The sequence below is a fragment of the Segatella hominis genome (assembly GCF_004535825.1).
Classification (GTDB): domain Bacteria; phylum Bacteroidota; class Bacteroidia; order Bacteroidales; family Bacteroidaceae; genus Prevotella; species Prevotella hominis.
The window spans coordinates 1-24,211 of record NZ_SGVY01000039.1 but is presented as its reverse complement, the minus strand read 5'-3'; the positions used below and the strand labels follow the sequence as shown (position 1 = coordinate 24,211).

Sequence of the window (24,211 nt, the reverse complement as noted above, 5' to 3'; positions counted from 1 at the left end):
ACATATAAACAAAACGATAAAAGAAAGTTATGAAACAATTCGTCCTACTTTTTACTATCATGCTCGGAATCACTGTTTCGAGTAATGGTCAGACCTATCTGGAGCACTTGCAAAAGAAGACACCAGGATTAGGTACTGTCACTGTGACCCAAAGCAAGGCTATAGACGAATTAATCAATGGGAAAAAGATCCCACAAGACGACAAAACTATCCCAACTACAACCCCAACAAAACACAATACTCCTGACAACCAGAAGAAAACTTCTGAGAATCAGAAGAAAACACTCCCAGACTCTGTAAAAAAGGCAGAGCACCACGAAGCTGGCAATGAAAAGACAGTTTCACACGAAAGTCCGAACAGAAAGACAAACACAGAAAAAGAAGAAAAAGAGACACCTATAGTGGACATGCGCAAGAAAGTGATGCGTGGCAGCTACAAGGTTACAGGATATAGAGTACAGGCTTTTGCTGGCGGCAACTCACGCAACGACCGTCTCAAGGCAGAACAGACAGGAAATGCCATCAAGATGAGATTTCCAGACCAGCCTGTATATGTACACTTTTATTCACCTCGCTGGATATGCAGAATCGGTAACTTCCGCTCTTTAGAAGAAGCTAAGAAGATGTTAGCTAAAATCCGAGCTATGGGCTACCGACAAGCTTGTCTTGTCAAGGGAAAAATAACCGTTCAATATTAGAAAATGAATCCAGAAACAGAATTTCGCGAGGGCTTGGATGAACTCGCAGCACATTACAAAGAAATCCTCAACCTGCTTGGTGAAGATCCTGAAAGAGAAGGTCTTTTGAAAACTCCTATGCGCGTAGCCAAGGCTATGCAGATATTGACCCGCGGATACAGTCAGGATCCCCGTAAAGTATTGACTGATGCACTCTTTGAGGAAACATACAACCAGATGGTCATCGTTAAGGACATTGATTTCTTCTCTATGTGCGAACATCATATTCTTCCATTCTATGGAAAAGTACATGTGGCTTATATCCCAAATGGCAAAATTACCGGATTGAGCAAGATTGCACGTGTAGTGGATATCTATAGCCACCGACTTCAGGTACAAGAGAGACTTACCCAGCAAATCAAGGACTGCATCCAGGAAACACTCAATCCACAAGGTGTCATGGTGGTCATTGAAGCCAAACACATGTGTATGCAGATGAGAGGTGTGGAAAAACAGAACTCCATCACCACAACAAGTGATTATAGCGGTGTATTCAATTCTCTCAATACACGACAGGAGTTCATGAACCTGCTCCGCGGAGAAAGCAAAAGAATCTAATATATAGTGCTTAATGTTTCGTGTTTACTTATGAAAACCAAACATTAAGCACTAAACATTAAACACTAAGTAATATGTTAAAGTTTATATCATGGAATGTCAATGGCTTGCGAGCATGCGTAGGTAAAGACTTTGAAAACCAGTTCAAAGAATTGGATGCAGATTTTTTCTGCCTGCAGGAAACCAAGATGCAAGAAGGTCAGCTCGACCTGACGTTTGAAGGATACAACAGCTACTGGAACTATGCTGAGAAAAAAGGCTATTCAGGAACTGCTATCTATACCAAGCATCAACCATTAAGCGTAAGCTATGGTATGGGAGTGGAAGAGCACGACCATGAAGGAAGAGTTATCACACTGGAATATGAGAAATTCTACCTCATCACTGTTTATACTCCTAACTCCCAAACGGAACTGCGCCGTCTGGACTATCGTATGACATGGGAAGCAGACTTCCGTAAATTTCTCAAGAACTTAGATGCCAAGAAACCAGTTATCGTATGTGGTGACATGAACGTGGCACATGAAGAAATAGATATTAAGAATCCGAAAGGCAACCGCAAAAACGCAGGCTTTACGGATGAGGAAAGAGAAAAGATGACTGAATTGCTGAATGACGGCTTCACAGACACATTCCGATACAAATATCCTGAGCAGGTTACCTACTCCTGGTGGTCATACAGATTTAAGGCAAGAGAAAAGAACGCCGGTTGGCGTATTGATTATTTCCTCGTATCAGACAGGCTTCAGACAAACATCGCTGACGCCAAGATACACACAGACATCATGGGAAGCGATCATTGTCCGGTAGAACTTGATCTGGACATTTAATACAAGAATCATATCATACAAGATTATACCAAAAATATAAAGGGTTACCATCCTCACGGACGATAACCCTTTTTGGTCATATCAACATAAAATTTTAATTTATATAAGAGAGATTTTATCGAATATTACATGAAAGCACGAATCTCAGAGAGAGGTTTCTTCTCAATTGTGCCATCCTTTTGAGTTACAGTGAAGTAATTGTGAACAGATTTACCGTTCTTGAACTGTACAACTGCCACACCACCTTCGCGAAGCTGCAGTGTAAAGTAACCTTCACGCTTGCCATTTACATACTTGCCGTGCCATTTTTCCTTACCATTCTTATAGTAAGTGGTCACCTCACCATTGAAGACAGTATTTCTATCATTTCCTAAATCGATGAAGCTATATCCACCTTCAGCTCTCAAATTACCATTCATATAGTAATCCTTGAAAACATCCTTCTTATTGATGCCAGAACCGGTGGTCATAAGGAGTCTGTAGTAACTTGCCTGATTAGCATTTGCTACGTTGCTCATATTTTCAGCATAGAAAATGGTATCTGCAACAACAGTAGCCTTTTCGATGTGCTTGTGACCAAAGCTTGCAATGGTCAGCATCACCATCATAGAGAGTAATATTATTCTTTTCATATCTTTACGTTTTTAGGTTTTACTTTCTTTTTCTGATGCAAAGATAGGCAAAAAAACGATAAGTTGTATATTTTATTAACGCAATTTTATTATATTTTTTCACCTACTTTTGATTTAAATCAATTTTACCATCAAAACAACCAAACTGTAACTTACAGCATTATTTCCTAACATTTTGTAAAGTCTAAAATCTACAAAATGGTAATTCTTCAGCAATTCACTAACATATTGTTAAGACTCAATAACATTTATAATCTATAAAAAAATGCAGACTTACTGATGTTAGTACAATTTTGTAAATATATATCATCAAAGATACACATTTGAAAGATAACCACCGAAATAACAAACATTTTGGTATATTTTATCACCAAAAACAGGCAAAAAGTAGAACTTTCTATGATTTTGATACGTTTGTTCATCAGGAAAAACACAAAATAAGAAGGTTATTTTCCATATTATCAATAAAAAGATGGACTTTTTAATGATTTTATAACTGAATAAAGATTATTTTTTGTACTTTTGCAGTTGGTTTATTATATTAATAAGGTATGCGCATGAAGTATTACATATCTATCATCTTTGCTCTGGTAGCTCTGACTTTCTCATCTTGTAAAGAGTCAGAACCAGACCCATTCTATTCAGACAATGAACAAGACCATGACAGTGATGAAATTATAGGAGACGATTACATCTATCATCTCCCAGTGATTTTTCATGTCCTGTATCAGGATGAAAATGCCGTAGATGAAAACAATAAAAGGAATCAATATGTATCTTACGACCGTCTGAAAGCAATACTGCAAAATGTCAATGACCTCTATGCAGGGAAATTATATAACTTTGGTGAGGGGGCAGATGTGCCAAGTGAGAACATACATGTGCAGTTTGAACTTGCCCTCTACGATGAATCTGGCAAAAAGCTAAAGACCCCAGGAGTGGAATATATCAAATATTCGGGGGAATATCCTATTGATTGCAACAGTTTCATGAATCAAACCAAAAAGAAAAATAAGATTATATGGAACCCGAATGAATACATCAACGTCATGGTGTATAACTTCAAGAAAACAAAAGACAACAGCATAACGCTTGGCATCAGCAACCTACCTTACAAACAAAACGGCTATCCCGCAATAGATGGTTTAAAGGACGCAAAAGGTGCCATCAATAAGAACAGTTTGTCTTTTGAATACTGTGTATCCATCAACAGTTCCTATATCAACCAAGAGTCATCCAGATATACAGCCGCAGATCACGGAGACAAAGGATACACCTATGATTCTGGAGACATCAATGTCACACTGGCTCATGAGTTAGGGCATTATTTAGGACTCAGGCATGTGTTTGCTGAGAAAGATACAGACACAGGAAGCGAACCTAATGAAAGTTGCACAGACACAGACTACTGCACAGACACCAAGAGCTATAACAAACCAGCCTACAACAGATGGCTGATTTCATATATTGAACAGCATAAGCAGGCGGGTAAGGACCTTGTGATGAAAGAACTCATCAAACGCTCCAATGATTCGGGAGAGGAATGGGATTCTGACAATTTCATGGACTATGCCGTAAGTTTGAGCTTCAGATTCACACCTGAGCAGAAATACCGCATGAGACAGGTTCTTTATTACAGTCCACTGATTCCTGGTCCGAAAAAGATTAAAAACGACAATTACGGTACAAGAAGTCAGGACAATGACGAAGATATCGACTTGCCAATCTGTCTGGCTATAGAAAAGGCTATTCCTGTGGAAAGAGCTTCTTTCAGAAAAGAAATACATAGTACTAACAAAAAATAAAGGATGGGATTCACCATCATTTCAGAAATAATAAAAAAATAAGATGAAATACAAGATAAAAGCACCTAAGGCACTCAACGCCACCATCAACTTGCCCTCCAGTAAAAGCATCAGCAATCGTGCCCTCATCATCCATGCCATGACGGGCGGTAAGATCCAGCCATGCAATCTGAGTGATTGTGATGATACAGAAGTGATCATCAATGCCTTGAAAAACATGCCTGAGGTGATAGACATCAAGGCTGCTGGTACTGCCATGAGATTTATGACAGCCTACCTCAGTGCTACTGAAGGAGAACATACGATTACAGGAACAGAAAGGATGAAGAATCGTCCTATCGGTGTTCTGGTGGATGCACTCCGCTATTTAGGCGCCGACATCGAATATGTAGAAAAAGAAGGATATCCCCCACTCCGCATCAAAGGTCATGCACTCGAAGGAGGTCATCTGGAGGTTGTAGGAAGCATCAGTTCACAATACATATCAGCTCTTCTGCTCATCGGTCCGATTCTCAAAAACGGATTGAAACTCAAACTTACAGGAGAAATTGCATCAAGACCCTATATCGACCTCACCCTGTGGACCATGTGCGAATTTGGAGCCTCAGCAAAATGGACAGACGTGGACACAATTGTCGTAAAACCTCAGCCATACCAAGAAAGAAAGTATCTGATAGAAAACGACTGGAGCGCATCTTCCTATTGGTATGAAATGATGGCATTGAACGGAAATATCGATTCTGAAATCAGATTAGAGGGCCTCATGGATGGTTCCAAACAAGGTGACTCTGTCGTCAAATATATCTTCAGTCTTCTGGGTGTCAAGACCGAATTTGAAAACATTCAAAATCCAGAGGATAGAGATGACAAGGCAAACATACATACCAGTGCACCGACCACTGTTACACTGAAAGCCCACAGATGTCTGCTTCCTCGATTGGATTATGACTTTACCGGTTCACCAGACCTTGCCCAGACATTTGTAGTATGCTGCTGTCTGATGGGAATCAAATTCAAGTTTACCGGTCTTGCCAGCTTGAAAATCAAGGAAACCGACCGCATCGAAGCACTCAAGAAAGAGTTGCGAAAAGTAGGTTATGTGATTCAAGACGAGAACAACAATACACTCATCTGGGATGGCGAAACCTGCGAACCGACCTACGAAGCCATAGATACCTATGAGGATCATCGCATGGCCATGTCCTTCGCACCAGTTGCCTTCAAGTTACCTTATCTGGAAATCAACAATCCAGAAGTGGTAAGCAAATCCTATCCACATTTCTGGGAAGACCTGAAAAAAGTAGGATTTGAAATCAGCGAGGAATAATAATCACAATAAAAGATATCGAATGATTTACCTGATTATTGCATTGGTTGTTTTAGGACTGGCAAGCGCACTAATAGGACTTTTCACCCAACGGAAAGGAGAAGAAGAGCCCCTAAAAGAAGGCGTTTCGTGTAACACCTGTAATGGAGAAAACACGAAATGCGAGCAGGAGTGCATGATGGAAGCTGCAACCAAAGAGATAGAATATTATGATGACGAAGAATTAGACACGTATAAAGGACGTGCGGCAGATGATTATTCCGAAGAAGAAGTTGAACAATTCGCTGAAGTCTTATATACGATGAAGCCGGAGGAAGTGGCAGGCTGGAACAGAAGCCTCATCCTCAGAGGCATCAACTTGCCAGACCAGTTGAAAGATGAAGTCATCAGTTTTTTAAGCGAGGATTGAAAAAGAATATTTTATAGGAAATGAACATTCTACAATATACATTTTTTCAGAATGCCCTCTTGGGCGCCTTCCTTACAAGCATCCTGTGTGGAATCATAGGCACTTATATCGTAACCCGCCGATTGGTATTTATCAGCGGGGGTATTACCCATGCATCATTTGGCGGAATAGGAATTGGCGTTTTCACTGGTACCAATCCGATTCTGGCAGCCATGATCTTTGCCATACTGAGCGGATTTGGCGTTCAATGGATGTCATCCAGAAAAGATGTCAGGAAAGATTCTGCCATCGCCATGTTCTGGACCTTGGGAATGAGCGTAGGAATTATCTGCTGCTTTCTCACGCCCGGCTTCATGCCAGACCTACCTTCGTTTCTCTTTGGCAGCATCCTGACGATAGAAGGTTCTGACTTATGGCTATTGGGCATCCTGACATGTATCACCATCGCCGTATTCACCTGTTTCCTCCGTCCGATTCAGAGTGTAGCTTTCGACAACACCTTTGCACGCTCGCAGCACTTGCCGGTAGCGGCGATAGAATATCTGATGATGACACTCATTGCCATGACGATTGTTGCTTCATTGAAAATGGTGGGCATCGTACTGGCTATCAGTTTGCTAACAATTCCGCAGATGACAGCCAACCTGTTCACCTATAATTATAAGCAGATGATTTTTGCCAGCATCATCCTGGGATGGATAGACTGTATCATCGGACTCTATGCCAGTTATGTGCTGAATGTTCCATCAGGAGCCACGATTATTTTTGTCAGTATCATGGTTTTTATGCTCAGTAAGACAATAAAAGCCCTACAAAACAAGTTGTATAATAAAGACAAGCTGTCACTTGAGAAAAAGTGATGATCAGCAGACAACATTCTAAAATCATACAAGAGTGAAACAAAATTATCTCCGACATATCATTCCCCTATTATCAATTATACTCCTAATTGGTATTGGCAGTTGCTCTACGCAGAAGAATACAGCGAAGAGCCGCTGGTGGCATTCCTTCAACGCCCGTTATAACACCTATTATAATGGTACGTTAGCCTATATTGACGGTTCATTGGAAAAAGAGAACGGCAATAAGGACAACTTCACGGAGATGATTCCTCTCTATACCGTAAGCAATAAAAACAGCCGTGAACTGGGAAAAGGCAATTATGAGAAAGCCATCACCAAGTGTGAAAAAGCGATTCATCAACACAGTATCAAGAAACGTCCGGAATGGAACAAAAACCGTCGCAAAACAGAAAAAGATATTGAATGGTTGAGCCGTAAGGAATACAATCCGTTCTTATGGAAAGCATGGTTGCTGATGGGACGTTCCCAATTTTTCAAAGGCGATTTCGAAAGTGCTGCAACCACTTTCTCCTATATGAGCCGCCTCTACTCCACCCAACCAGCCATCTACGGCAGAGCAAGGGCCTGGCTGGCTAAATGTTATATCGAACAAGGATGGCAGTATGATACAGAGGACGTAATCCGTAAAATGCAAAGAGACAGCATCCACTGGCGTGCCCAGAAAGAATGGGACTATACATACGCTGATTACTATATCCATACTGGAGACTTCGAACAGGCTATCCCCTATCTCCGCAAAGTAATCAAGCATGAGATGCGACGGAAGCAAAAGGCGCGCGAATGGTTCCTCTTAGGACAGTTGCTTGCTGCCACTGGCAAAAAACAGGAGGCCTACAAAGCCTTCAAGCATGTTACACGTCTCAATCCTCCATACGAACTGGAATTCAACGCCCGTATCTCCATGACAGAGGTGATGGCCAGAGGAAATGCCAAACAGATGATCAGCCGTCTGAAACGTATGGCTGCATCAGACAACAACAAGGAATACCTGGACCAGATATACTACGCAATAGGTAACATCTATCTCAACGAGAAAGATACCGTCCAAGCCATCTCTGCATACGAAAAAGGAAATGCCAAGGCGACACGCAGTGGTATTGAGAAAGGTGTGCTCTTGCTTCATTTAGGCGACTTGTACTGGGGTATGGAAAAATACAGTGATGCCCAGCGCTGTTACGGAGAAGCCATCGGCTTGCTTGACAAAGACCGTAAAGACTATAAGATTCTTGCAGAACGTTCTAAAATACTTGATGAATTAGTTCCTCATACAGAAGCTGTCCACCTGCAGGACTCTCTCCAGGCTCTTGCCAAGATGAGCGAAAAAGAAAGAAATGCAGCCATCGACCGCGTAATAGATGCCCTCAAGAAGAAAGAAAAAGAAGAAAAGAATAAACTGGCAGAAGAAGAAAGCAACCGTCAACAAGCAAAAAACGGTGGAAATGCCTACAGAAACCACAATTCGAATAAGAACAACAATACATCAACAGGAAATACCGGACAGAAAGGACTCTGGTATTTCTACAACCCTATAGCCGTAAGTCAGGGTAAGACCCAATTCCAACGCCTATGGGGAAAACGAGAAAATGTAGATAACTGGCAACGCATCAACAAGACGGTGGTCAGTGCGCCACAAGGTGCTGAAGAGATGACAGACGAAATAAGAGATTCTCTTGCCAATGTAGCCATCAAGGAAGATTCTCTGAAACAGATTACAGACAGTGCACAAAACGATCCACATAAGCGAGAATATTATCTGGCTCAGATTCCTTTTACAGAAGAACAAATAGAAGCCAGCAACAAGCTGTTGGAAGATGGTCTGTTGAATTCCGGCGTTATCTTCAAGGATAAGTTGGACAATCTTTCCCTGAGCGAAAAAGCACTCAGAAGATTGGAAGACAACTATGCTGATGACTTTGAGCACATGGACGATGTATATTACCACCTCTATCTGTTATATTCCCGAAAGGAAATGCCGGTAGAGGCAGAACGTTATGTACAGAAACTGAAGAAGAAATATCCTGAAAGCCAATGGACGACATTGCTTACAGATCCATACTACAAAGAAAATGCCCAGTTTGGTGTTCATATAGAAGACTCTCTTTATGCGGCAACCTACGAGGCATTCAAGGCAAACAGATACCAAGAGGCTAAGGCCAATGCACGCATATCTGCCGAGCGTTTCCCACTGGGAGAAAACAGGGATAAATTTTTGTTTATCGGTGGATTAAGCAAGCTCAACGATGGTGACGCCAATGCCTGCATCAAGGATATGCAGGAAGTGGTAGAGAAATACCCGAATAGCCGTATCAGCGAAATAGCGGGTATGATAGTCAATGGAGTCAATGCGGGAAAACGACTGCATGGTGGAAAGTTTGACTTGGAAGATGTATGGAACAGAAGAAGTGTTGTACTCAATGACCAGGATTCCACCCAACAGAAAGTATTCACGAATGAACGCAATGCCAACTTTGTATTCATGCTTGTTTACCAGCCAGACTCTGTGAATGAGAACCAGTTGCTCTTTGAAATGGCTAAATACAACTTTACCCATTACCTTGTGCGCAATTTCGACATGAATATCGAGGAGCAAGATGGGCTGCACAGAATGATTATGTCAGGATTCAGAAGTTACGATGAAGCATGGCAATATGCACATGCGCTGTCGGAGCAGACTGCTATCATCCGTCATCTCAACAAGGCTCGAGCTATCCTCATCAGCGAACAAAATCTCGAACTCTTAGGCACACAGTTCACATATAATGAATACGAGAAGTTCTATCAGAAACACTTCGCTTCACTCAAGTTGAAACAGAATGCCGCACCTCTCTTAACGGAGCCTACAGAAATCGTGACAGAGAAAAAGAAAGTAGAAGAGACTGAAGCCGGTGATGAAGAGATACTTGACGACAAAAATGATATAGACAACTCATTAGAAATCATGGAAGATGTTGCACCAAGTAACAGCAATGAGTCTATAGAAATCAAAGAGGAGAATACTCAAACCGGAAATAATAACGGCATTGAAATCAAAGAGGACATCAACACAGAGACTCCAAAGAAAAATAATTCTGAAAAAGAAACTGAAGTTAAAAGAAATGAGGATGAGATGATTGTAGTTGATCCTAAAGTAGAAGAGCCAAAACAGGAGACTCCAACGAAGGAAACTCCAAAGCAAGAGACCATAAAGAAGGAGACTCCAAAGAAGGAAATCCAAAAGAAAGAACCTCTTGAGGAGAATGAAGATATCTTCTATTTCGATGATGACACAGAAAACACTCAGAAGCAAGAAAATAAGAACCAGAAATCCAAAGAGGAGAAGAAAGACAAAGATGACAAATTTGACTTAGAAGACGAATATTTTGATTTCGATGGTTTTTAAAGAAACAATATGGCAGACTTTCCCAGAATAAATAGCTGGAGAAGTCTGCCATTTGTATTTTTAAATCATTCCTGATAAATTACAGAACTGATTATAGAGAGCAGAAAAATGTAACCAGGAATGGTACTGAAAAATCAACACAGAAACCATGAAAGATGGAAACGATGATGAAGTTCTCTCCCGACACGCGAGTAATAATAGGCAACGTAGTATCCATTGTGGTGGCACCACCTACGCTGATAGGTGCCAACTTACCGAAATATCTCGCCAGCAACGGAGCGGCTAAAAGCGTCAGAATTTCACGGCTAATATTAGCAAGAAGAGCGATGGTTCCAAGTTCGGCACCACGATATTCAGTAATAAAAATACTTGAAAGGGAATAATAACCGAATCCTGAACCGATAGCCAAACAGTCGGTAAGCTGACGGTGACCTAATACCAGAGATACGGCTGCACACCCAGCTAAAGTACCCAAAATAGTCATCACCGGAAGCATCATCAAACGAGGATTCACCTCCTTGAAACTCTTCAAAATAGAAGTATCACAACCGATGCTGACACCCACACAGTACATCAGGCAACAGAGCGCAATATAACTCACATCACTATCTAAAAAACAGGCAGGAACTACATCACACAATCCAGCGATGATACCTAAGACAAAGAAACCAACTATAATCAAGCTACCTTTCATGCCTTACCTCCCTTCTCCGTATCAGCGGAACCAGAAGCCTTCATCTGTTTAGCAGTAACATACTTCCACAATGCCCATGCAAAAAGCACACTGCCCGCACTACCACCAATGGTGAGAATAACAGCTTCGAGACCTAAGGTCTGAATACCTCCTATGATACGAGGATTGGAGCCAACTTCAATACCAAGCAGGAACAGGAGTACCCATATCAACGCCGTGATGATGCGACCTAAAAAACTCATTTTCTTATTACGGAGCAGATAACCTGTACCTATTCCGCAAAGCATTATCAATACAATTTTGAGCATTGTTTCTTGATTTCTTCTTATTTTTTTATTTGATGAATAATTGGATTTATAAACTGATTCTTGGATAAAGAACGGAATCTTCACCTAATTATTATATAAAAGTAGAGGAAACATACGAACACCCAGAAGAATCATACGAATAAAAACTTTCCTTAACATTAACATACTTTAATAGCATTCTTCTGCCAGTATTCAATTATTCTTTGTACTTTAGCGCCTAAAAAATAAAAACATGAGTAACGGTTTATTACTTTGGGTAGATGACGAGATAGAACTTCTCAAGGCGCATATCATATTTCTGGAGAAAAAGGGATATGAAGTTATAACTGTGAGCAATGGTCCGGATGCTATCGACCAGTGCAGACAGCAGACCTTCGACCTGATTCTCTTAGATGAAATGATGCCAGGACTTAGCGGATTGGAAACTCTTCAGCAAATCAAGGAAATCCAACCAGCTACCCCTGTAGTCATGTGTACCAAGAGCGAGGAAGAGAACATCATGGACCAGGCTATCGGTTCAAAAATCGCAGACTATCTCATCAAACCGGTCAACCCCAGCCAGATATTGCTCTCTCTCAAGAAGAACATACATCGCAAAGATATAGTCACAGAAGTAACCCAAAGCGGTTATCAGCAAGACTACCAGCAAATCGCCATGCAAATCATGGATTGCCGGACAGTACAGGATTGGGTAGAAGTATATAAGAGACTGGTAAAATGGGAACTTGAACTGAGCGACACCGAGAGTTCGATGACAGAACTGCTTACCATGCAGAAAGAAGAAGCCAACATCGGATTTGCCAAATACATCACCAAGAACTACTTGGAATGGGTAAATCCCAAGAATATCGGCAAGACGATAGAAGGTAAGCCCGTCATGAGTCCAGACATCTTCAAAACCAAGATTTTTCCAAAACTGGATCAGGGTGAAAAGATATTCCTCATAGTTATCGACAACTTCAGATATGACCAATGGAAAATGTTGGGACAAGATATCGGAGAACTATTCGATATCGAGGAAGACATGTATATGAGTATTTTGCCAACAGCCACCCAGTATGCACGCAATGCAATATTCAGCGGTCGGATGCCAAACAAAATAGCAGAAATGTTTCCTGACCTATGGGTAGATGAAGATCAGGAGGAAGGCAAAAACCTCAACGAAGAACCTCTCATCCAAACCCAGTTGGAAAGATTCAGAAAGCACTACACATTCAGTTATCACAAGATAAATGATTCTGCAGGAGCCGACAGATTTCTGGATAAATACAATGAATGCAAGAATAACGACCTCAATGTACTGGTCGTAAACTTTATTGACATGCTCTCACATGCACGTACAGAATCTAAGATGGTGAGAGAATTGGCAAACAACGAATCTGCCTATCGCAGCATTACACAGAGTTGGCTGAGACATTCAGTTCTTGCAGAACTATTCAAACGTTTATCGCAAGACGAATTCAAGGTCATCATCACCACCGACCATGGAAGTATTAGGGCTTCAAAACCTATCAAGATAATAGGAGACCGTAATACCAACACCAACCTGCGCTATAAGTTAGGCAAGAATCTTGCCTACAATGCCAAGGAAGTGTTCACAATCAAGGAGCCACATAAAGCACAATTGCCCGCTCCGAACCTGAGCACAACTTATGTATTTGCGTATGGTGATGCCTTCTTTGCCTACCCCAACAACTACAACTACTATGTATCCTACTACAAGGACACATTCCAGCATGGAGGCATATCTATGGAAGAGATGCTGATACCACTCATTACATTGACACCAAGAAGACGTTAGAAAAAGAAAACAAGAAAAGGAAACAAAATATGAAAATCAAAATTGACTCATTAGAAAACATCCATGCTGCAGCCAAGGAATTTCTGGCCAACATGGGTGATGGTAAAGTCTTTGCCTTTTACGGAAAGATGGGTACTGGTAAGACCACATTTATCAAAGCTATCTGTGAAGAATTGGGAGTAGATGATGTCATCACATCTCCTACATTTGCCATTGTCAACGAATATACCGCAGGGAATGGCGACCCAATCTATCACTTTGACTTCTATCGTATCAAAAAGATAGACGAGGTCTATGATATGGGATATGAGGATTACTTCTATGGAGGAAACTTATGTTTTCTGGAATGGCCAGAACTGATAGAAGACCTTCTACCAGAAGATGTGACAAGAGTACATATTCACACAGAAGAAGACGGAAGCAGAACCGTTGAATTCTGATACTTTTTTGGGGGCATGATAGCCCCATTAAAGTAGCAAACTATAACGATGCGCTTTATTAGACTTTAATAAAGCGCATCGTTAAGTCGTGTAGATTTTCGACAAGTTATGTTCTTGAAATTATCCATCCCTGTACCCACTTTTATTTTTCCCTGCCCACGGAAAAATTCTTGCGTGGGCAGGGAGAAAAAAGATCTGATGCATCGGTCATGGATATGACGGGGCTGACGGCAGAAGAGATAAAGCTGCTGAAAGCGGAGATGTAGATTACGACTATCACCAAATAATCAAGGGTCTATACGCCACCCGTTCATCGTGGCATATAGACCCTTGTCGTTTCCCGTGAAGTGTGGGGGATTATACTGAAGAAAAATCCCCAGCCCGCTTGAGGAAGCAGGATGGGGGATTTAGTATTATTTGACCAATAATGATGTTAATTTCATTCAAATATTTGGCGTCATCAAGATTTTGCAGTATATTTGCATCCAAAAGAATTTAAATGTGAATCAAATGGTTAAGCATTTATATATAATAGCAGGTTGTAATGGAGCAGGCAAAACGACTGCTTCTAAGACGATTCTTCCCAAGTCTTTGCTCGTTAAGGAATTTGTTAATGCTGACGAAATTGCAAAAGGTCTCTCACCTTTCAATCCTGAAGGAGTAGCGATAGAAGCAGGGCGTTTGATGCTTAGGAGAATAGAAGATTTGCTAGAAATGGGTGAATCGTTCTCCATAGAAACTACTTTAGCAACCAGATCTTATATTAACCTGGTGCGCAGAGCACAAGAAAAAGGGTATGTTGTGCATCTCTTGTTCTTTTGGCTGGATAGTATAGAGCTTGCAAAAAGACGTGTAGCTGATAGAGTAGCGAGTGGCGGGCATAACATTCCTTTGCCTGTAATTGAACGTAGGTATAAGGCTGGTCTTAAGAATCTTTTTGAGATATTTATGAAAGAAGTGGATATCTGGATTCTATTTGATAACAGTTTAAATAAAGGAGAACGTGTTGCTTTCGGAGGTAGACTGCTTCCAACAAAGATTAAGGATATTGTTAAATTTAAAATAATTAAGGATTATGAGTGAAAGTGAGATTGAGGGCTTTATCAACAAAGTTGAATCAGGTTTAGTTGAAGCTCAGCATGATATGTTGGTAGAAAAGGCTTTATACAATCGTCCTGTGGTCATTAGTGACGGAAATGGCGGGGTAGTAGAAGTTTCTGCCAAGCAATTATTAAATTAGAAAAGGTTTTATCATTCTTTTAACTATAGTCGCCCTTTGCGGCATGGATTTTTTAAACAGATGATTATGAAACAGGTAGAAGAAAGATACATCAGCTTGCTGACCGATTTCGATCGCCTCTTTGAAGAAGCCGAGATAGCCAAGTTTACTCCGCAGGAAATGAGGGAGTACGAGACCAGCAAGATGGCATATCGCGACATCAAGAATTCCGTTGACACTGCTAAGCGTGAAGGTATAGCTGAAGGTATGGAAAAGGGAATGAACCAGAAAGCCCTGGATATTGCTAGGAACATGCTTGCTGATGGCGTTGACATCAATCTGATTATGAAGTATTCCGGTCTTACCCAGGAACAGATAGAAAAATTGAAATAAGATATTATCTTAGAGGTAACAGATAAGCAATTCATAAAAAACAGAAAGCGGAGATGTAGATTACGACTATCACCATATAATCAAGGGTCTATACGCCACCTTTTCATCGTGGCATATAGACCCTTGTCGTTTTCCCGTGAAGTGCGGGTGAGTATACTGAAGAAAAATCCCTCATCCCGCTTGAGAAAGCAGGATGGGGGATTTAGTATTATTTGACCAATAATGATGTTAATTTCATTCAAATATTTGGAAGTTACAGAGATATTGCTTAATTTTGCATAAGAAAAGCTGCACTCGGCAATTTGAAAGCAAGTTTTCATTGCGCTCGTTTGCATCACAAACATTTAAATTATATAATTATGTTAGGAATAAATGCACCAAAAGTTTTAGCTAAAGGCAAATACGCACAAGCTGTTCGTAAAGCCGCTCTTGCATCCATCGGTGCAAAAGCAAAGACAGATGATGCCACAAAGACACCAAATTATCCATATAAATTTGAGTGGAATTTAGAATGAATTTAGAAGAATACAAAATAGAACTTTTATCAGACTTTGATGAGTTGATAAATTTCTATACAGGAAAAGACAAAATGGATGACTTTCTTCATAATCACTTACAAGATTGTGAAGAGAGTCATTATTGTAAGACATTTTGTGTCCGCTTAAAAGCAAACAACACGATTGTTGCTATTTTCGCCTTAGCATTCGACTCCGTTGACATAGATTCAGATGATTTTGATGATATGCGTATAGGTGCAGCAGGAACCGATTTACCTGCGGTAAAAGAAACATTCCGAGATCAATTCGAACAAAAATATACTTATCCCGCTTTAGAAATTGCCTACTTAGCTATTGATCAAAAATTTCAAAGCTTACATATAGGTTCAGCCTTAGTTGACGAAATAGCTTCGATGGCTAGAAAACAAAGATATGCCGGTTGCGTCTTCTTGACAGTAAGAGCTTGGCATACCTCTAATTACAGCGCAGTAGGTTTCTATGAAAAGAATCAATTTGCAAAATTGACTCCTGTTGCACAAATGGATGTTTGGCCAATGTACAAAACAATTTGGCCGATAGAATGATTCCCCCTACGCCCTGGGTTAGGAGTTTCTGTCCTTTATCTTTGCTTTACCCTTCGGTCAGCGATTTTCAATTCCGTTACGCACCGGTGACCGTTGGTTCAGGGCGTGCTGCTTATATTCAGCCTGCGTTCAGCTTCTTCTCTTTCCTTCGGCAGAGGAGATAAAGCTGCTGAAAGCGGAGATGTAGATTACGAATGTCACCATATAATCAAGGGTCTATACGCCACCTTTTCATCGTGGCATATAGACCCTTGTCAACCAAGTTAATTGCAGATTTACTACTATTATTCGGGCTTTGTATCAAAGAAACCGATAAACTCATCAAAATCTCGAAGAATGTCATTCAACTTAGGATTACTCTTTTGAACTATAATGGCTATGTAATTATCAACTTCTTCATCTCTAAGAATAGAAACCTTGACACAAAAACGATCTCGTTTATCGAATTCGTTAAACCATCTGGTAAAAAGGCGAGCTCGCATAGCCTGTCTGCTATCACCCGTTTCACATTGATATAGAAGTATATCGGGATTCGTAAGAAAGAATTCCTCTATAATACATTGTATAGTTGCTTTAACTTTAGAATCGTTAGGAGAATTCTTCTTGTTTTCATTGAGAATGCCGAATTCATACGCTTTTTCATCCTCCCAAATATTATTGTTTTCTACAAATTCTATTCGATACTGAACACCATAATCTGTTAAGAACTTATATGATCCATTATCTATCCAGACCTTATAAGGAGAATGAAAATTGAGGCGAGTTAAGTTAAAGGCATGCATAACAGTCTGTAGCCTCCTCACGTGCTTTGGCAAAGTCTATTTGAGCCTTTGCTTCCATATCTTTTTTACGTCTAACCATATCTCGTAATACTGCAATTGCTTCTTCACGAGTTTTAATTTTTAAAGCCATACTTATTCATTTTAAAGTTCTACTTCATGTTGATTGCAAAGATAAGCTTTTATTTTGAAAGTGCAAAGAAAACGGGAGAAAAGTTTCGGGAAAAGTTAGGATTTCAAAACCACTGCCCACACCCATATCATCCACCCAACAGGTATCAAGACACGATGAAGGGTCTATACGCCACCTCTCATCGTGGCATATAGACCCTTGTCGTTTTCCCGTGAAGTGCGGGTGAATATATGTTGCTGAGCAACTTATACTCCTTGCCCAGCTTAGGAGTTAAATAATCTACTTTATTATTCAAATTTATATCTACACGTTATGGACTTAAATTCATACCCAAGGAATTTTTTGCTGACATGTTCATTACTAAGATCATAATCTGTAATAATATCAGCAGTCCAACAATATCTACCTTCGGCTTCGCCATCATTCATAGCTTTCTGGTCTTTTGACAAAACCAAATCGATGGACCGGGTTTCACAACCATCAAAGATACCATTATTTCTGACATTACCATATACTTTTGTAAGATTGCCTAAAACTACTTTTTGAAGCCCTGAACAATCTGAAAAAGCATTTTCCCCGATTTCTGTAACATCTGGGAGGACTATGGATTTCAGCATGTCAAAATGCAAAAATCCTCTTGAAGGAATCTTCTTACATCCTATCAAAGTAAGGTTTATACTCCAATCCTTTGCTTCTCCTTCTAGAAGTCCGATATGTATTGCTTCCAATGTTTCTTCATCCACATCGGGAGCAAGAATGATATTGATGTAAGTCTTGCCCGCATCCAATTCCTTCTTGACGTCTTCCACAATTTGATCGTAAGTGATACCTTCGTCAGTCAGCGAAACAACAGTAGCATCCAGTGCATAACTCTTAGCATTTACTGTTGCTTGCGAGAATTTATGAGTTGCCAAAGGAGCTTCCCCATATTTCACATCGACTCTGGAATTTGTTACAAAATTACCATATAAATAGGCATTGCCCTTTTCATCAGATGTAAGGGCATAATTTTGATCCCATTTCATATCGCTGCTGCCCGCAGGAGTGTATCTATCGATGGTTACTGTTATTGGCTTATTTGGCATAGTTGCGATGCGGAGGCGTGAATAGTTGCGTGTTGCCTTGGAAAATTCTACGGTTATAGCCTGACCATTAGGGGTGATATTGGCTTTTCCCTCGATGTATTCATCGGTTCCAGCAACCTTGCCTTCTTTCAAAACTAATTTGCCAGCTTCCCATTTGTAGTTAGGGGCATAATATACATGAGGAAAGGTTGGCACTTCGTCTTCTTTATAAGACAGCTCGCCACTTGCCAATTCCCAGCTACTGCCATTATATTTAAAAGCAGCATACTTAGTCCCTAAAGTCTTACTGGTCATCTCCAGAAGCAACTCATCTCCTTCTGCCCATGAAGTCTTGCCTTCATCAGGTGTACCAATAGCACGAGTCTGTGAATCTCCGAATGCAGGAAATTCACCTACAACCAACTGTACGTTGCTCTTGCCTGTTGTTGCGGTTGTTTTTTCTATATCACTTGTGCATGACGCCATTACTATAGTAACGACTGCCAGCATGATGTATTGAAATATCTTTTTCATATTCTTTCCTCCAATTATTTGAGATCTTCTTCGTTGTTACTGTCCCAACCTTTCAAATCATCTACGCTGATTCGGGTTAGTTCCACTTTGTCTTTTCCTACATCGAGTTTGTAGATGTAGCGATAGCCTTCTTGAAAGTTCGTATCTGACCTCATTTTTGCATGGAAGTTTTTGTCGCCTATCTTGAATTTCACGAAAATATCGTCAGTTTTGTATGAACCAGGGATAACGATTGCTGAAAACATATCGCCGTCATGCTTACAGGCTTGTACCCAAGCAGGATTAGCAGTAGGTGTACTCATGACAAATTGCTCTTGTCGGTCGTCTCTGTTAAAATCAACACTATTGTGCTTAGAATACACTTGTGGTTCACTAATATCCATATCAGGATAATCCGCAGTACCAACATGATATACTATCGTGACCAGCGACATGCGATGCTTCATACGAATGCTTAAATCAAACCGAGGAAAATCGTGCCAATATCCAGTTATGAGATCAGCGTTTTTTAATTTACTTTCGCTGCTTTGATCTGTCTGTAAATCATACTGTAGATTATTTTTCCCAAAATCCGTGTCAGATGGATATACAGCCAAAATAGTATGTTGATCGTAGCCTGTTAACCAACGAAAACTTCCTGTACGAGACCATTCGTTTGTTGCACTATTAAAAGAAAGAACAGTCGTACTACCAGGATCATAATCCGTAAATATACTTACTGTCAGTTTATCTTTATCCTCCCAATTGTTACCGTATCCCAATGTATTGACACGAGTCTGCATGCCTCCAACAGAGAAAGTGGCATTGATTTCCTGCCCTTTCAGCGTTGGAGCCATATCTTCATTTTGCGTACATGCTGTAAAGCCCATAGCCATAAGGCCCATTACCGCATAGGAAATTCTTTGTTTTATCGTCTTCATAATCTTCAGTTTTTTATTGTTAGTGAGTTAGTGAGCGACCAAGCTCACTAACCCTGTATTTCCTATTTCAGTACCTTATTTATCATAACTATTCTATTTCTGCATCGAGAAATTCATTGTCTGCGCCAATACCCCAACCCGTTATGCTTGCATTTCCTATTACTATACTATTATTTCTAACAGAGATAGTATAAGTATATTTTTTACCACCTTCGAATCCATTTGGTAGGGGTATCTTTGTTGTATAATTGTTAATAGTATTTTCGTTATACAACACACTACAACTAATGGTCAATTCTTTGTTCTCGAACTGTTGCGGGAAGAGTATAAACTTGCAGACCCTGACATCGGTCAAAAAACCTGTTACTGGTAAGGTTTTTAGGGAAGAAGTCCCTGTGACTTCTGTCGCACCTGTTTTTACATTTATCTTACCCTGTGTCTTTATCTTGTCCAATGTTATACTTTGAAGATCACTCTTGCTGGCCTCTATACCTTCTCCTGCAATGACCGTAAATTCTATCATACTCATCTTGTGCTTAAAGCGATGATCTTTCTCTGGCAAGGATTCACCCACATTATTCAAGTCAGTGAAATTAACCATTGGCGATGCTTTGCTGGCTGTTGCTCCCGAGGCAAAGAGAAAATCGTTTGCTAATAAGGTATTACTTGGATTGCTGTAATCAATAGTCCAATCACTTATTAACCAACCATCCTCATCGAATTTGTCATTATTGGGGTCATCAATGTATGGATAATACGCACTGAATGTCTGTTCCGCGTTATCTCTAAAATAAATAGGATTTGCCGAAACAAATTCACCATATCTGTCATATTCATACTTTACATTTGTTCCTTTTGTGTTTCCTGCGGAAGTGACGTACACACCGATAGCGTCGCCAGTTGTCCATTTGTCGTTGTCTGCAGTTCCACGGGTTTTGATATTGTTGGAAATATCCGCCTTTACTGTAGCAGCAACAGGACCATTGTTGCCGATACCGTCTTCTTCGTTAGCGCAAGCTGCAAACAGCAATGCTGCGGCAGCAATGTATAAGAATCTAAATTTCTTCATATATCTTGTTATTTAAGAGTTGTTATTGTGCTATATGTTCATTATTGTCTCCTGCCTCTGTCCAAGACTTAATGGTTCCAGAAATATCTACGGCAGAACGACTCAATTTTACTACTGTATAGTGGTATCTTTTGCCACCCTCAAGTTTTACAGGCATTGTCCATACAAAAGGAGCGTCGTAACCATTCTTGAGGTCAAACTCTATCACTCGGCTTGCTTCTTCTGTAGGGAGCAGGATTGCCTCATACAGCTTGCCAGCTTCGGTAGTTTTCATCGTGATGTCCGCAGGAGTTTCTTCACCAGAGATAGTTCCATCCACAAGATTGAAAGTGGCTTTGGTATTCTGACCTTTCACTGTCACAGTCATTTTCTTAAGGTCTTCTTGCGTGAGACCGTTACCTGGTTGAACATCCAAAATAAGATTGCTTAACTTATGAAAGAACGTCAAGTCAACCTGTGGCGTAGCTTTGTTGCAGCCTTCTGTCTTGGCATACATGAAGTCGATAGTTTCTTGTTTCGTTTGGTCTGTTACATCAAGTGAAACCTTGTAGTCATTGACAGTGGTCTGTGGATAGTAAGAATAGAAGTCCACATCTCCATCTATCGGGAAGAAAACAGTCTTACCACCAGAAACAGGTGAAAAGGCTATACTTCCATTTGACTGATAGCAAACATTGTCAACACCCTCTTTGATTACATCCGCAGAGAGTGTCTTGCCAGCTTCTGTCATGAAGATACCAATCTTGTCACCATCAGCCCAAGCTACACCAGCAGCACGGGTGTTTACGCTAATACCACCAGTAAACTGCACGGCTACCTTATCGTTCTGGACAGAAGGTGCGGTGTCTTCTGTACTGCATGAAACCATTGCACCTGCCAAGAGTGCAAGGGCGAAGAACTTAGTCATCTTTTTCATCTTATAAACATTTTAAAAGTTATTATTATTTTATTTCTACTTCATTGTTGAGGTTCGTCCAACCGTTGATGGTAGCTTCCAGATTCATCTTTGGCTGCATTTGGTTGTAGTTGAGTCGCAACTCATACTTTCCTCCAACCTTCATCGCAGGAGCGGTGATGTCATACTCTTGCAAGGTCCCGTTAGGCAGCAAGAGGCGGAGATAAACATGAGAGGCGGGGCTTCCCTGTATGGTCGGCATCAGCCGGATGACTTCCGATCTCAGGGTTGACTCAGTAGCCAAGATAGTAGGTATTTCCACTTCCGTTGGCTTTATGCTCGGCAACCCATATTCTCCATCACTATTCTTCTGTGTAGGGAACAGACACCAGGCTGCATCTAATGCCTTACCACTCATTTCTGTACCTTTAGGTACATTCTCTATGATGATGGTCAGTTCGGCAAGCACGCTTTTAACAGGATTCTGTACCACATAGTTGCCTTCCTTGTTGTCAATCCTCACGTCGGCAACTCCGAAATAGGCATTGTTCCTTACATTCTTGGGATTGGTCAAACCTATCTGGATATTGTTCCAGTTGCTCAAAGCCCGGGTCTGGTCAGTAGTGAAGAATGGCTCTATGAGATTGGTAATAGCCAATATCTGATAATGCCCTTCAGGAAGAGCGAAGCGTTGGCTTGCCACCTCCTGCGCACTGCCATAATGTTTTTCCTCTACTAAAGAACCGTCATCGGCATTGAATATCCAGAGCTTCACATCCTTCACTTCCGTACCTTGGTCGGCTTCATCTGCCCAAGTGAGCGATACAGACAAGCCACTTTCTTCCTCATCAGAATGAACATCATGGTCGCAGCTTGCCAACAGGCATGGGACGCATAACAGCACCCATAACCCAATATTAAATATTCTTTTTGCTTTCATTTTCTATCTTGTTTTATGGGTTACTGATGATTGTCTGTTGTCTCTACTCGGCGAGCCTTATCCGCATCTTGGGTGTCATCGCTACCATTTCCTATTGCAGTAATGCGATTAGCCTCTATGCCATTCTTCACAAGCCAAGTCTTTACGGCTTCTGCACGCTGGCGAGATATACGTTTATTGACAGTCACGCTGCCTTTTGTGTCACACCAACCTGTTACCGTCACCTTCATGTTCGGATTCTCTTTCAATGTCTTGAGAATAGCATTCAATTTAGTCTCTTCATTTTGCTGGATGTCGATACTATTGAAAGTGAAATATATGACAGGGAAAGTCACCTTTGCAGATTCTTTTATGTCTTGTTCAACAACTTTTGTTTCTGCCTTATCCACTGTTTCTTTCTGATTGACCTCCTCCGAAGAAGTTGGTTCTTGTTGTAGAACCTCCTGTTGTGGAACTGATGGAGTTTCTGCTACCTTGTTCTTCTTTTTAGAGAGGTTAATCCCTAATCTTACTCCACTTTCCCAAACAAAGTTGTTCTTATGCAGATGCTCAGGCATTCCGTCCATACGTTCGCCAGTAAGACGAGTCAAACCGGAATAGATGCCCAATTTCAGACATGAGGTCAGTTGATAACCAACCTGCAAGTCTGCACCATAACCCAAATGCCAGTTGGTAGAACCTTTCATTACCTTGGCATCATCGGCTATAGTCTGGATATCAGCCTTGGTCGTTACTGCATATATATGAGGTGAAACAGCCAAATCCCATCGGCTGTTAGCTGTCTTGTGGAACAGTCCAAGGAGATTAACGTTCACTCTTGCCCCATACCACCCCATCCTGACATGGCTTTTCAGATTGGCATATTCCCAACTGTCCATGCCTAAGAAACCTGCGTTGTAACGCATACCGTCGCTACCCAACCAATAGTTACGTTCTACGCAGCAGTCTTGTGCAGACAAGTTCATTTCTCCGTACTTGGCAGATAACTCAGCCGAGAATATGGAGTTGAAACGATAGCCCCCATATAAGCCAGCAGCCCAACCGAGATGCGTCTTGTCGTGTCCGAAACTTGAGAAAGTAGAGAAACCGAAAGGCATTCCACCCTCTACTCCGACGTACCAGCCTTGCGATGGGGCAAGTACATCTTTTCCTTCTTCAGCTTTCATTGTGGAAAGCGGAAGCACTGATGCAAGTATTGCGATCAGAAATCTAATCCGTATTGTCAAATAATTTGCCATATTATTTCGTTTATATTAAATCGTAAAGATAAAGATCCTCAAATCCGCAACCTATAGGGTTTAGTGGGATTTTGCTTGCAAAGCGACAAAATTCATTTTATTGTACATATTTCTTGCACAACAGAAATGTCGCAGACACAAAATCCCCTTACCCCATAAAGCG

At 40.8% G+C, this 24,211-nt stretch carries 26 protein-coding genes; 15 read left to right on the top strand and 11 right to left on the bottom strand.

What is annotated here, in order from left to right:
• Window positions 1-29: 29 nt before the first annotated feature.
• The 3 genes from EXN75_RS12630 (at window position 30) to EXN75_RS12620 (ending at window position 2,125) form a co-directional block, all read left to right on the top strand.
• Window positions 30-698 carry an SPOR domain-containing protein gene (locus EXN75_RS12630; protein ID WP_118117059.1) on the top strand — a complete coding sequence of 223 codons (669 nt, stop codon included), beginning with the start codon at window positions 30-32 and terminating at the stop codon, window positions 696-698.
• A 3-nt stretch (window positions 699-701) separates the two neighbouring features.
• Window positions 702-1,295, top strand: a complete 594-nt coding sequence (gene folE / locus EXN75_RS12625) for a GTP cyclohydrolase I FolE (RefSeq protein ID WP_118117058.1) — start codon at window positions 702-704, stop codon at window positions 1,293-1,295.
• Between the two features lie 74 nt (window positions 1,296-1,369).
• Complete coding sequence (locus EXN75_RS12620) at window positions 1,370-2,125, top strand: exodeoxyribonuclease III (protein WP_118117057.1); 756 nt, start codon at window positions 1,370-1,372, stop codon at window positions 2,123-2,125.
• Window positions 2,126-2,250: 125 nt separating this feature from the next.
• Here the strand turns inward: EXN75_RS12620 and EXN75_RS12615 are convergent, their stop codons facing one another.
• The gene (locus EXN75_RS12615) at window positions 2,251-2,757 is read right to left on the bottom strand and encodes a toxin-antitoxin system YwqK family antitoxin (RefSeq protein WP_134844082.1); all 507 of its coding nucleotides are present in this window, start codon (window positions 2,755-2,757) and stop codon (window positions 2,251-2,253) included.
• Window positions 2,758-3,314: 557 nt separating this feature from the next.
• Here EXN75_RS12615 and EXN75_RS12610 point away from each other — a divergent pair.
• Genes EXN75_RS12610 through porW form a run of 5 tightly spaced genes read left to right on the top strand, consistent with a single transcriptional unit; the run spans window position 3,315 to window position 10,540 of the window.
• Window positions 3,315-4,562 carry a zinc-dependent metalloproteinase lipoprotein gene (locus EXN75_RS12610; RefSeq protein WP_134844081.1) on the top strand — a complete coding sequence of 416 codons (1,248 nt, stop codon included), beginning with the start codon at window positions 3,315-3,317 and terminating at the stop codon, window positions 4,560-4,562.
• 43 nt (window positions 4,563-4,605) lie between these two features.
• Window positions 4,606-5,889 (top strand): 3-phosphoshikimate 1-carboxyvinyltransferase, encoded by a 1,284-nt coding sequence (locus EXN75_RS12605; RefSeq protein WP_134844080.1) that lies wholly within the window; start codon window positions 4,606-4,608, stop codon window positions 5,887-5,889.
• 22 nt (window positions 5,890-5,911) lie between these two features.
• Complete coding sequence (locus tag EXN75_RS12600; RefSeq protein WP_022109864.1) at window positions 5,912-6,298, top strand: hypothetical protein; 387 nt, start codon at window positions 5,912-5,914, stop codon at window positions 6,296-6,298.
• 20 nt (window positions 6,299-6,318) lie between these two features.
• Entirely contained in the window at window positions 6,319-7,158 is an 840-nt protein-coding gene (locus EXN75_RS12595) for a metal ABC transporter permease (protein ID WP_134844079.1), read from the top strand.
• A gap of 34 nt (window positions 7,159-7,192) precedes the next feature.
• A complete protein-coding gene (porW, locus tag EXN75_RS12590; protein WP_134844078.1) occupies window positions 7,193-10,540 on the top strand; it encodes a type IX secretion system periplasmic lipoprotein PorW/SprE in 3,348 nt (1,115 codons plus the stop codon).
• 91 nt (window positions 10,541-10,631) lie between these two features.
• Here the strand turns inward: porW and EXN75_RS12585 are convergent, their stop codons facing one another.
• Window positions 10,632-11,234 (bottom strand): lysine exporter LysO family protein, encoded by a 603-nt coding sequence (locus tag EXN75_RS12585; RefSeq protein WP_134844077.1) that lies wholly within the window; start codon window positions 11,232-11,234, stop codon window positions 10,632-10,634.
• Entirely contained in the window at window positions 11,231-11,542 is a 312-nt protein-coding gene (locus EXN75_RS12580; RefSeq protein WP_134844076.1) for a LysO family transporter, read from the bottom strand. The genes EXN75_RS12585 and EXN75_RS12580 overlap by 4 nt, the downstream gene beginning before the upstream one ends.
• Before the next feature lie 232 nt (window positions 11,543-11,774).
• On the opposite strand from EXN75_RS12580, the gene porX reads away from it, so the two are divergent.
• From porX to EXN75_RS12550, 7 genes are all read left to right on the top strand, one after another.
• On the top strand, window positions 11,775-13,343 hold the full coding sequence (gene porX, locus EXN75_RS12575) for a T9SS response regulator signal transducer PorX (RefSeq protein ID WP_134844075.1): 1,569 nt from the start codon (window positions 11,775-11,777) through the stop codon (window positions 13,341-13,343).
• Window positions 13,344-13,372: 29 nt separating this feature from the next.
• Window positions 13,373-13,783, top strand: a complete 411-nt coding sequence (tsaE, locus tag EXN75_RS12570) for a tRNA (adenosine(37)-N6)-threonylcarbamoyltransferase complex ATPase subunit type 1 TsaE (RefSeq protein ID WP_118117050.1) — start codon at window positions 13,373-13,375, stop codon at window positions 13,781-13,783.
• A 510-nt stretch (window positions 13,784-14,293) separates the two neighbouring features.
• Window positions 14,294-14,866 (top strand): zeta toxin family protein, encoded by a 573-nt coding sequence (locus tag EXN75_RS12565; protein ID WP_134844086.1) that lies wholly within the window; start codon window positions 14,294-14,296, stop codon window positions 14,864-14,866.
• Entirely contained in the window at window positions 14,859-15,023 is a 165-nt protein-coding gene (locus EXN75_RS17780; RefSeq protein ID WP_006846734.1) for a hypothetical protein, read from the top strand. Before EXN75_RS12565 ends, EXN75_RS17780 begins: the two co-directional genes overlap by 8 nt.
• A gap of 66 nt (window positions 15,024-15,089) precedes the next feature.
• Window positions 15,090-15,395 (top strand): RpnC/YadD family protein, encoded by a 306-nt coding sequence (locus EXN75_RS12560; RefSeq protein WP_246031397.1) that lies wholly within the window; start codon window positions 15,090-15,092, stop codon window positions 15,393-15,395.
• 359 nt (window positions 15,396-15,754) lie between these two features.
• Window positions 15,755-15,910 (top strand): hypothetical protein, encoded by a 156-nt coding sequence (locus tag EXN75_RS17775; protein WP_167639516.1) that lies wholly within the window; start codon window positions 15,755-15,757, stop codon window positions 15,908-15,910.
• A complete protein-coding gene (locus EXN75_RS12550; RefSeq protein ID WP_134844073.1) occupies window positions 15,907-16,476 on the top strand; it encodes a GNAT family N-acetyltransferase in 570 nt (189 codons plus the stop codon). Before EXN75_RS17775 ends, EXN75_RS12550 begins: the two co-directional genes overlap by 4 nt.
• A 284-nt stretch (window positions 16,477-16,760) precedes the next feature.
• On the opposite strand, the gene EXN75_RS12545 is transcribed toward EXN75_RS12550, so the two are convergent.
• The 8 genes from EXN75_RS12545 to EXN75_RS12515 form a co-directional block, all read right to left on the bottom strand.
• Window positions 16,761-17,258 (bottom strand): DUF6169 family protein, encoded by a 498-nt coding sequence (locus EXN75_RS12545; RefSeq protein ID WP_118117046.1) that lies wholly within the window; start codon window positions 17,256-17,258, stop codon window positions 16,761-16,763.
• Window positions 17,245-17,388 (bottom strand): hypothetical protein, encoded by a 144-nt coding sequence (locus tag EXN75_RS17770; protein ID WP_022251300.1) that lies wholly within the window; start codon window positions 17,386-17,388, stop codon window positions 17,245-17,247. The genes EXN75_RS12545 and EXN75_RS17770 overlap by 14 nt, the downstream gene beginning before the upstream one ends.
• A gap of 287 nt (window positions 17,389-17,675) precedes the next feature.
• Window positions 17,676-18,986 (bottom strand): leucine-rich repeat domain-containing protein, encoded by a 1,311-nt coding sequence (locus EXN75_RS12540; protein ID WP_134844072.1) that lies wholly within the window; start codon window positions 18,984-18,986, stop codon window positions 17,676-17,678.
• Between the two features lie 14 nt (window positions 18,987-19,000).
• Window positions 19,001-19,906: a fimbrillin family protein gene (locus EXN75_RS12535; RefSeq protein WP_134844071.1), complete on the bottom strand. Its 906-nt coding sequence runs from the start codon at window positions 19,904-19,906 to the stop codon at window positions 19,001-19,003.
• An 88-nt stretch (window positions 19,907-19,994) separates the two neighbouring features.
• Window positions 19,995-20,975: a fimbrillin family protein gene (locus EXN75_RS12530; protein ID WP_134844070.1), complete on the bottom strand. Its 981-nt coding sequence runs from the start codon at window positions 20,973-20,975 to the stop codon at window positions 19,995-19,997.
• 22 nt (window positions 20,976-20,997) lie between these two features.
• Window positions 20,998-21,891: a fimbrillin family protein gene (locus tag EXN75_RS12525; protein WP_134844069.1), complete on the bottom strand. Its 894-nt coding sequence runs from the start codon at window positions 21,889-21,891 to the stop codon at window positions 20,998-21,000.
• A gap of 25 nt (window positions 21,892-21,916) precedes the next feature.
• Complete coding sequence (locus EXN75_RS12520) at window positions 21,917-22,810, bottom strand: FimB/Mfa2 family fimbrial subunit (RefSeq protein ID WP_134844068.1); 894 nt, start codon at window positions 22,808-22,810, stop codon at window positions 21,917-21,919.
• A gap of 20 nt (window positions 22,811-22,830) precedes the next feature.
• Window positions 22,831-23,976: an OmpA family protein gene (locus EXN75_RS12515; RefSeq protein ID WP_167639515.1), complete on the bottom strand. Its 1,146-nt coding sequence runs from the start codon at window positions 23,974-23,976 to the stop codon at window positions 22,831-22,833.
• Window positions 23,977-24,211 lie beyond the last annotated feature (235 nt).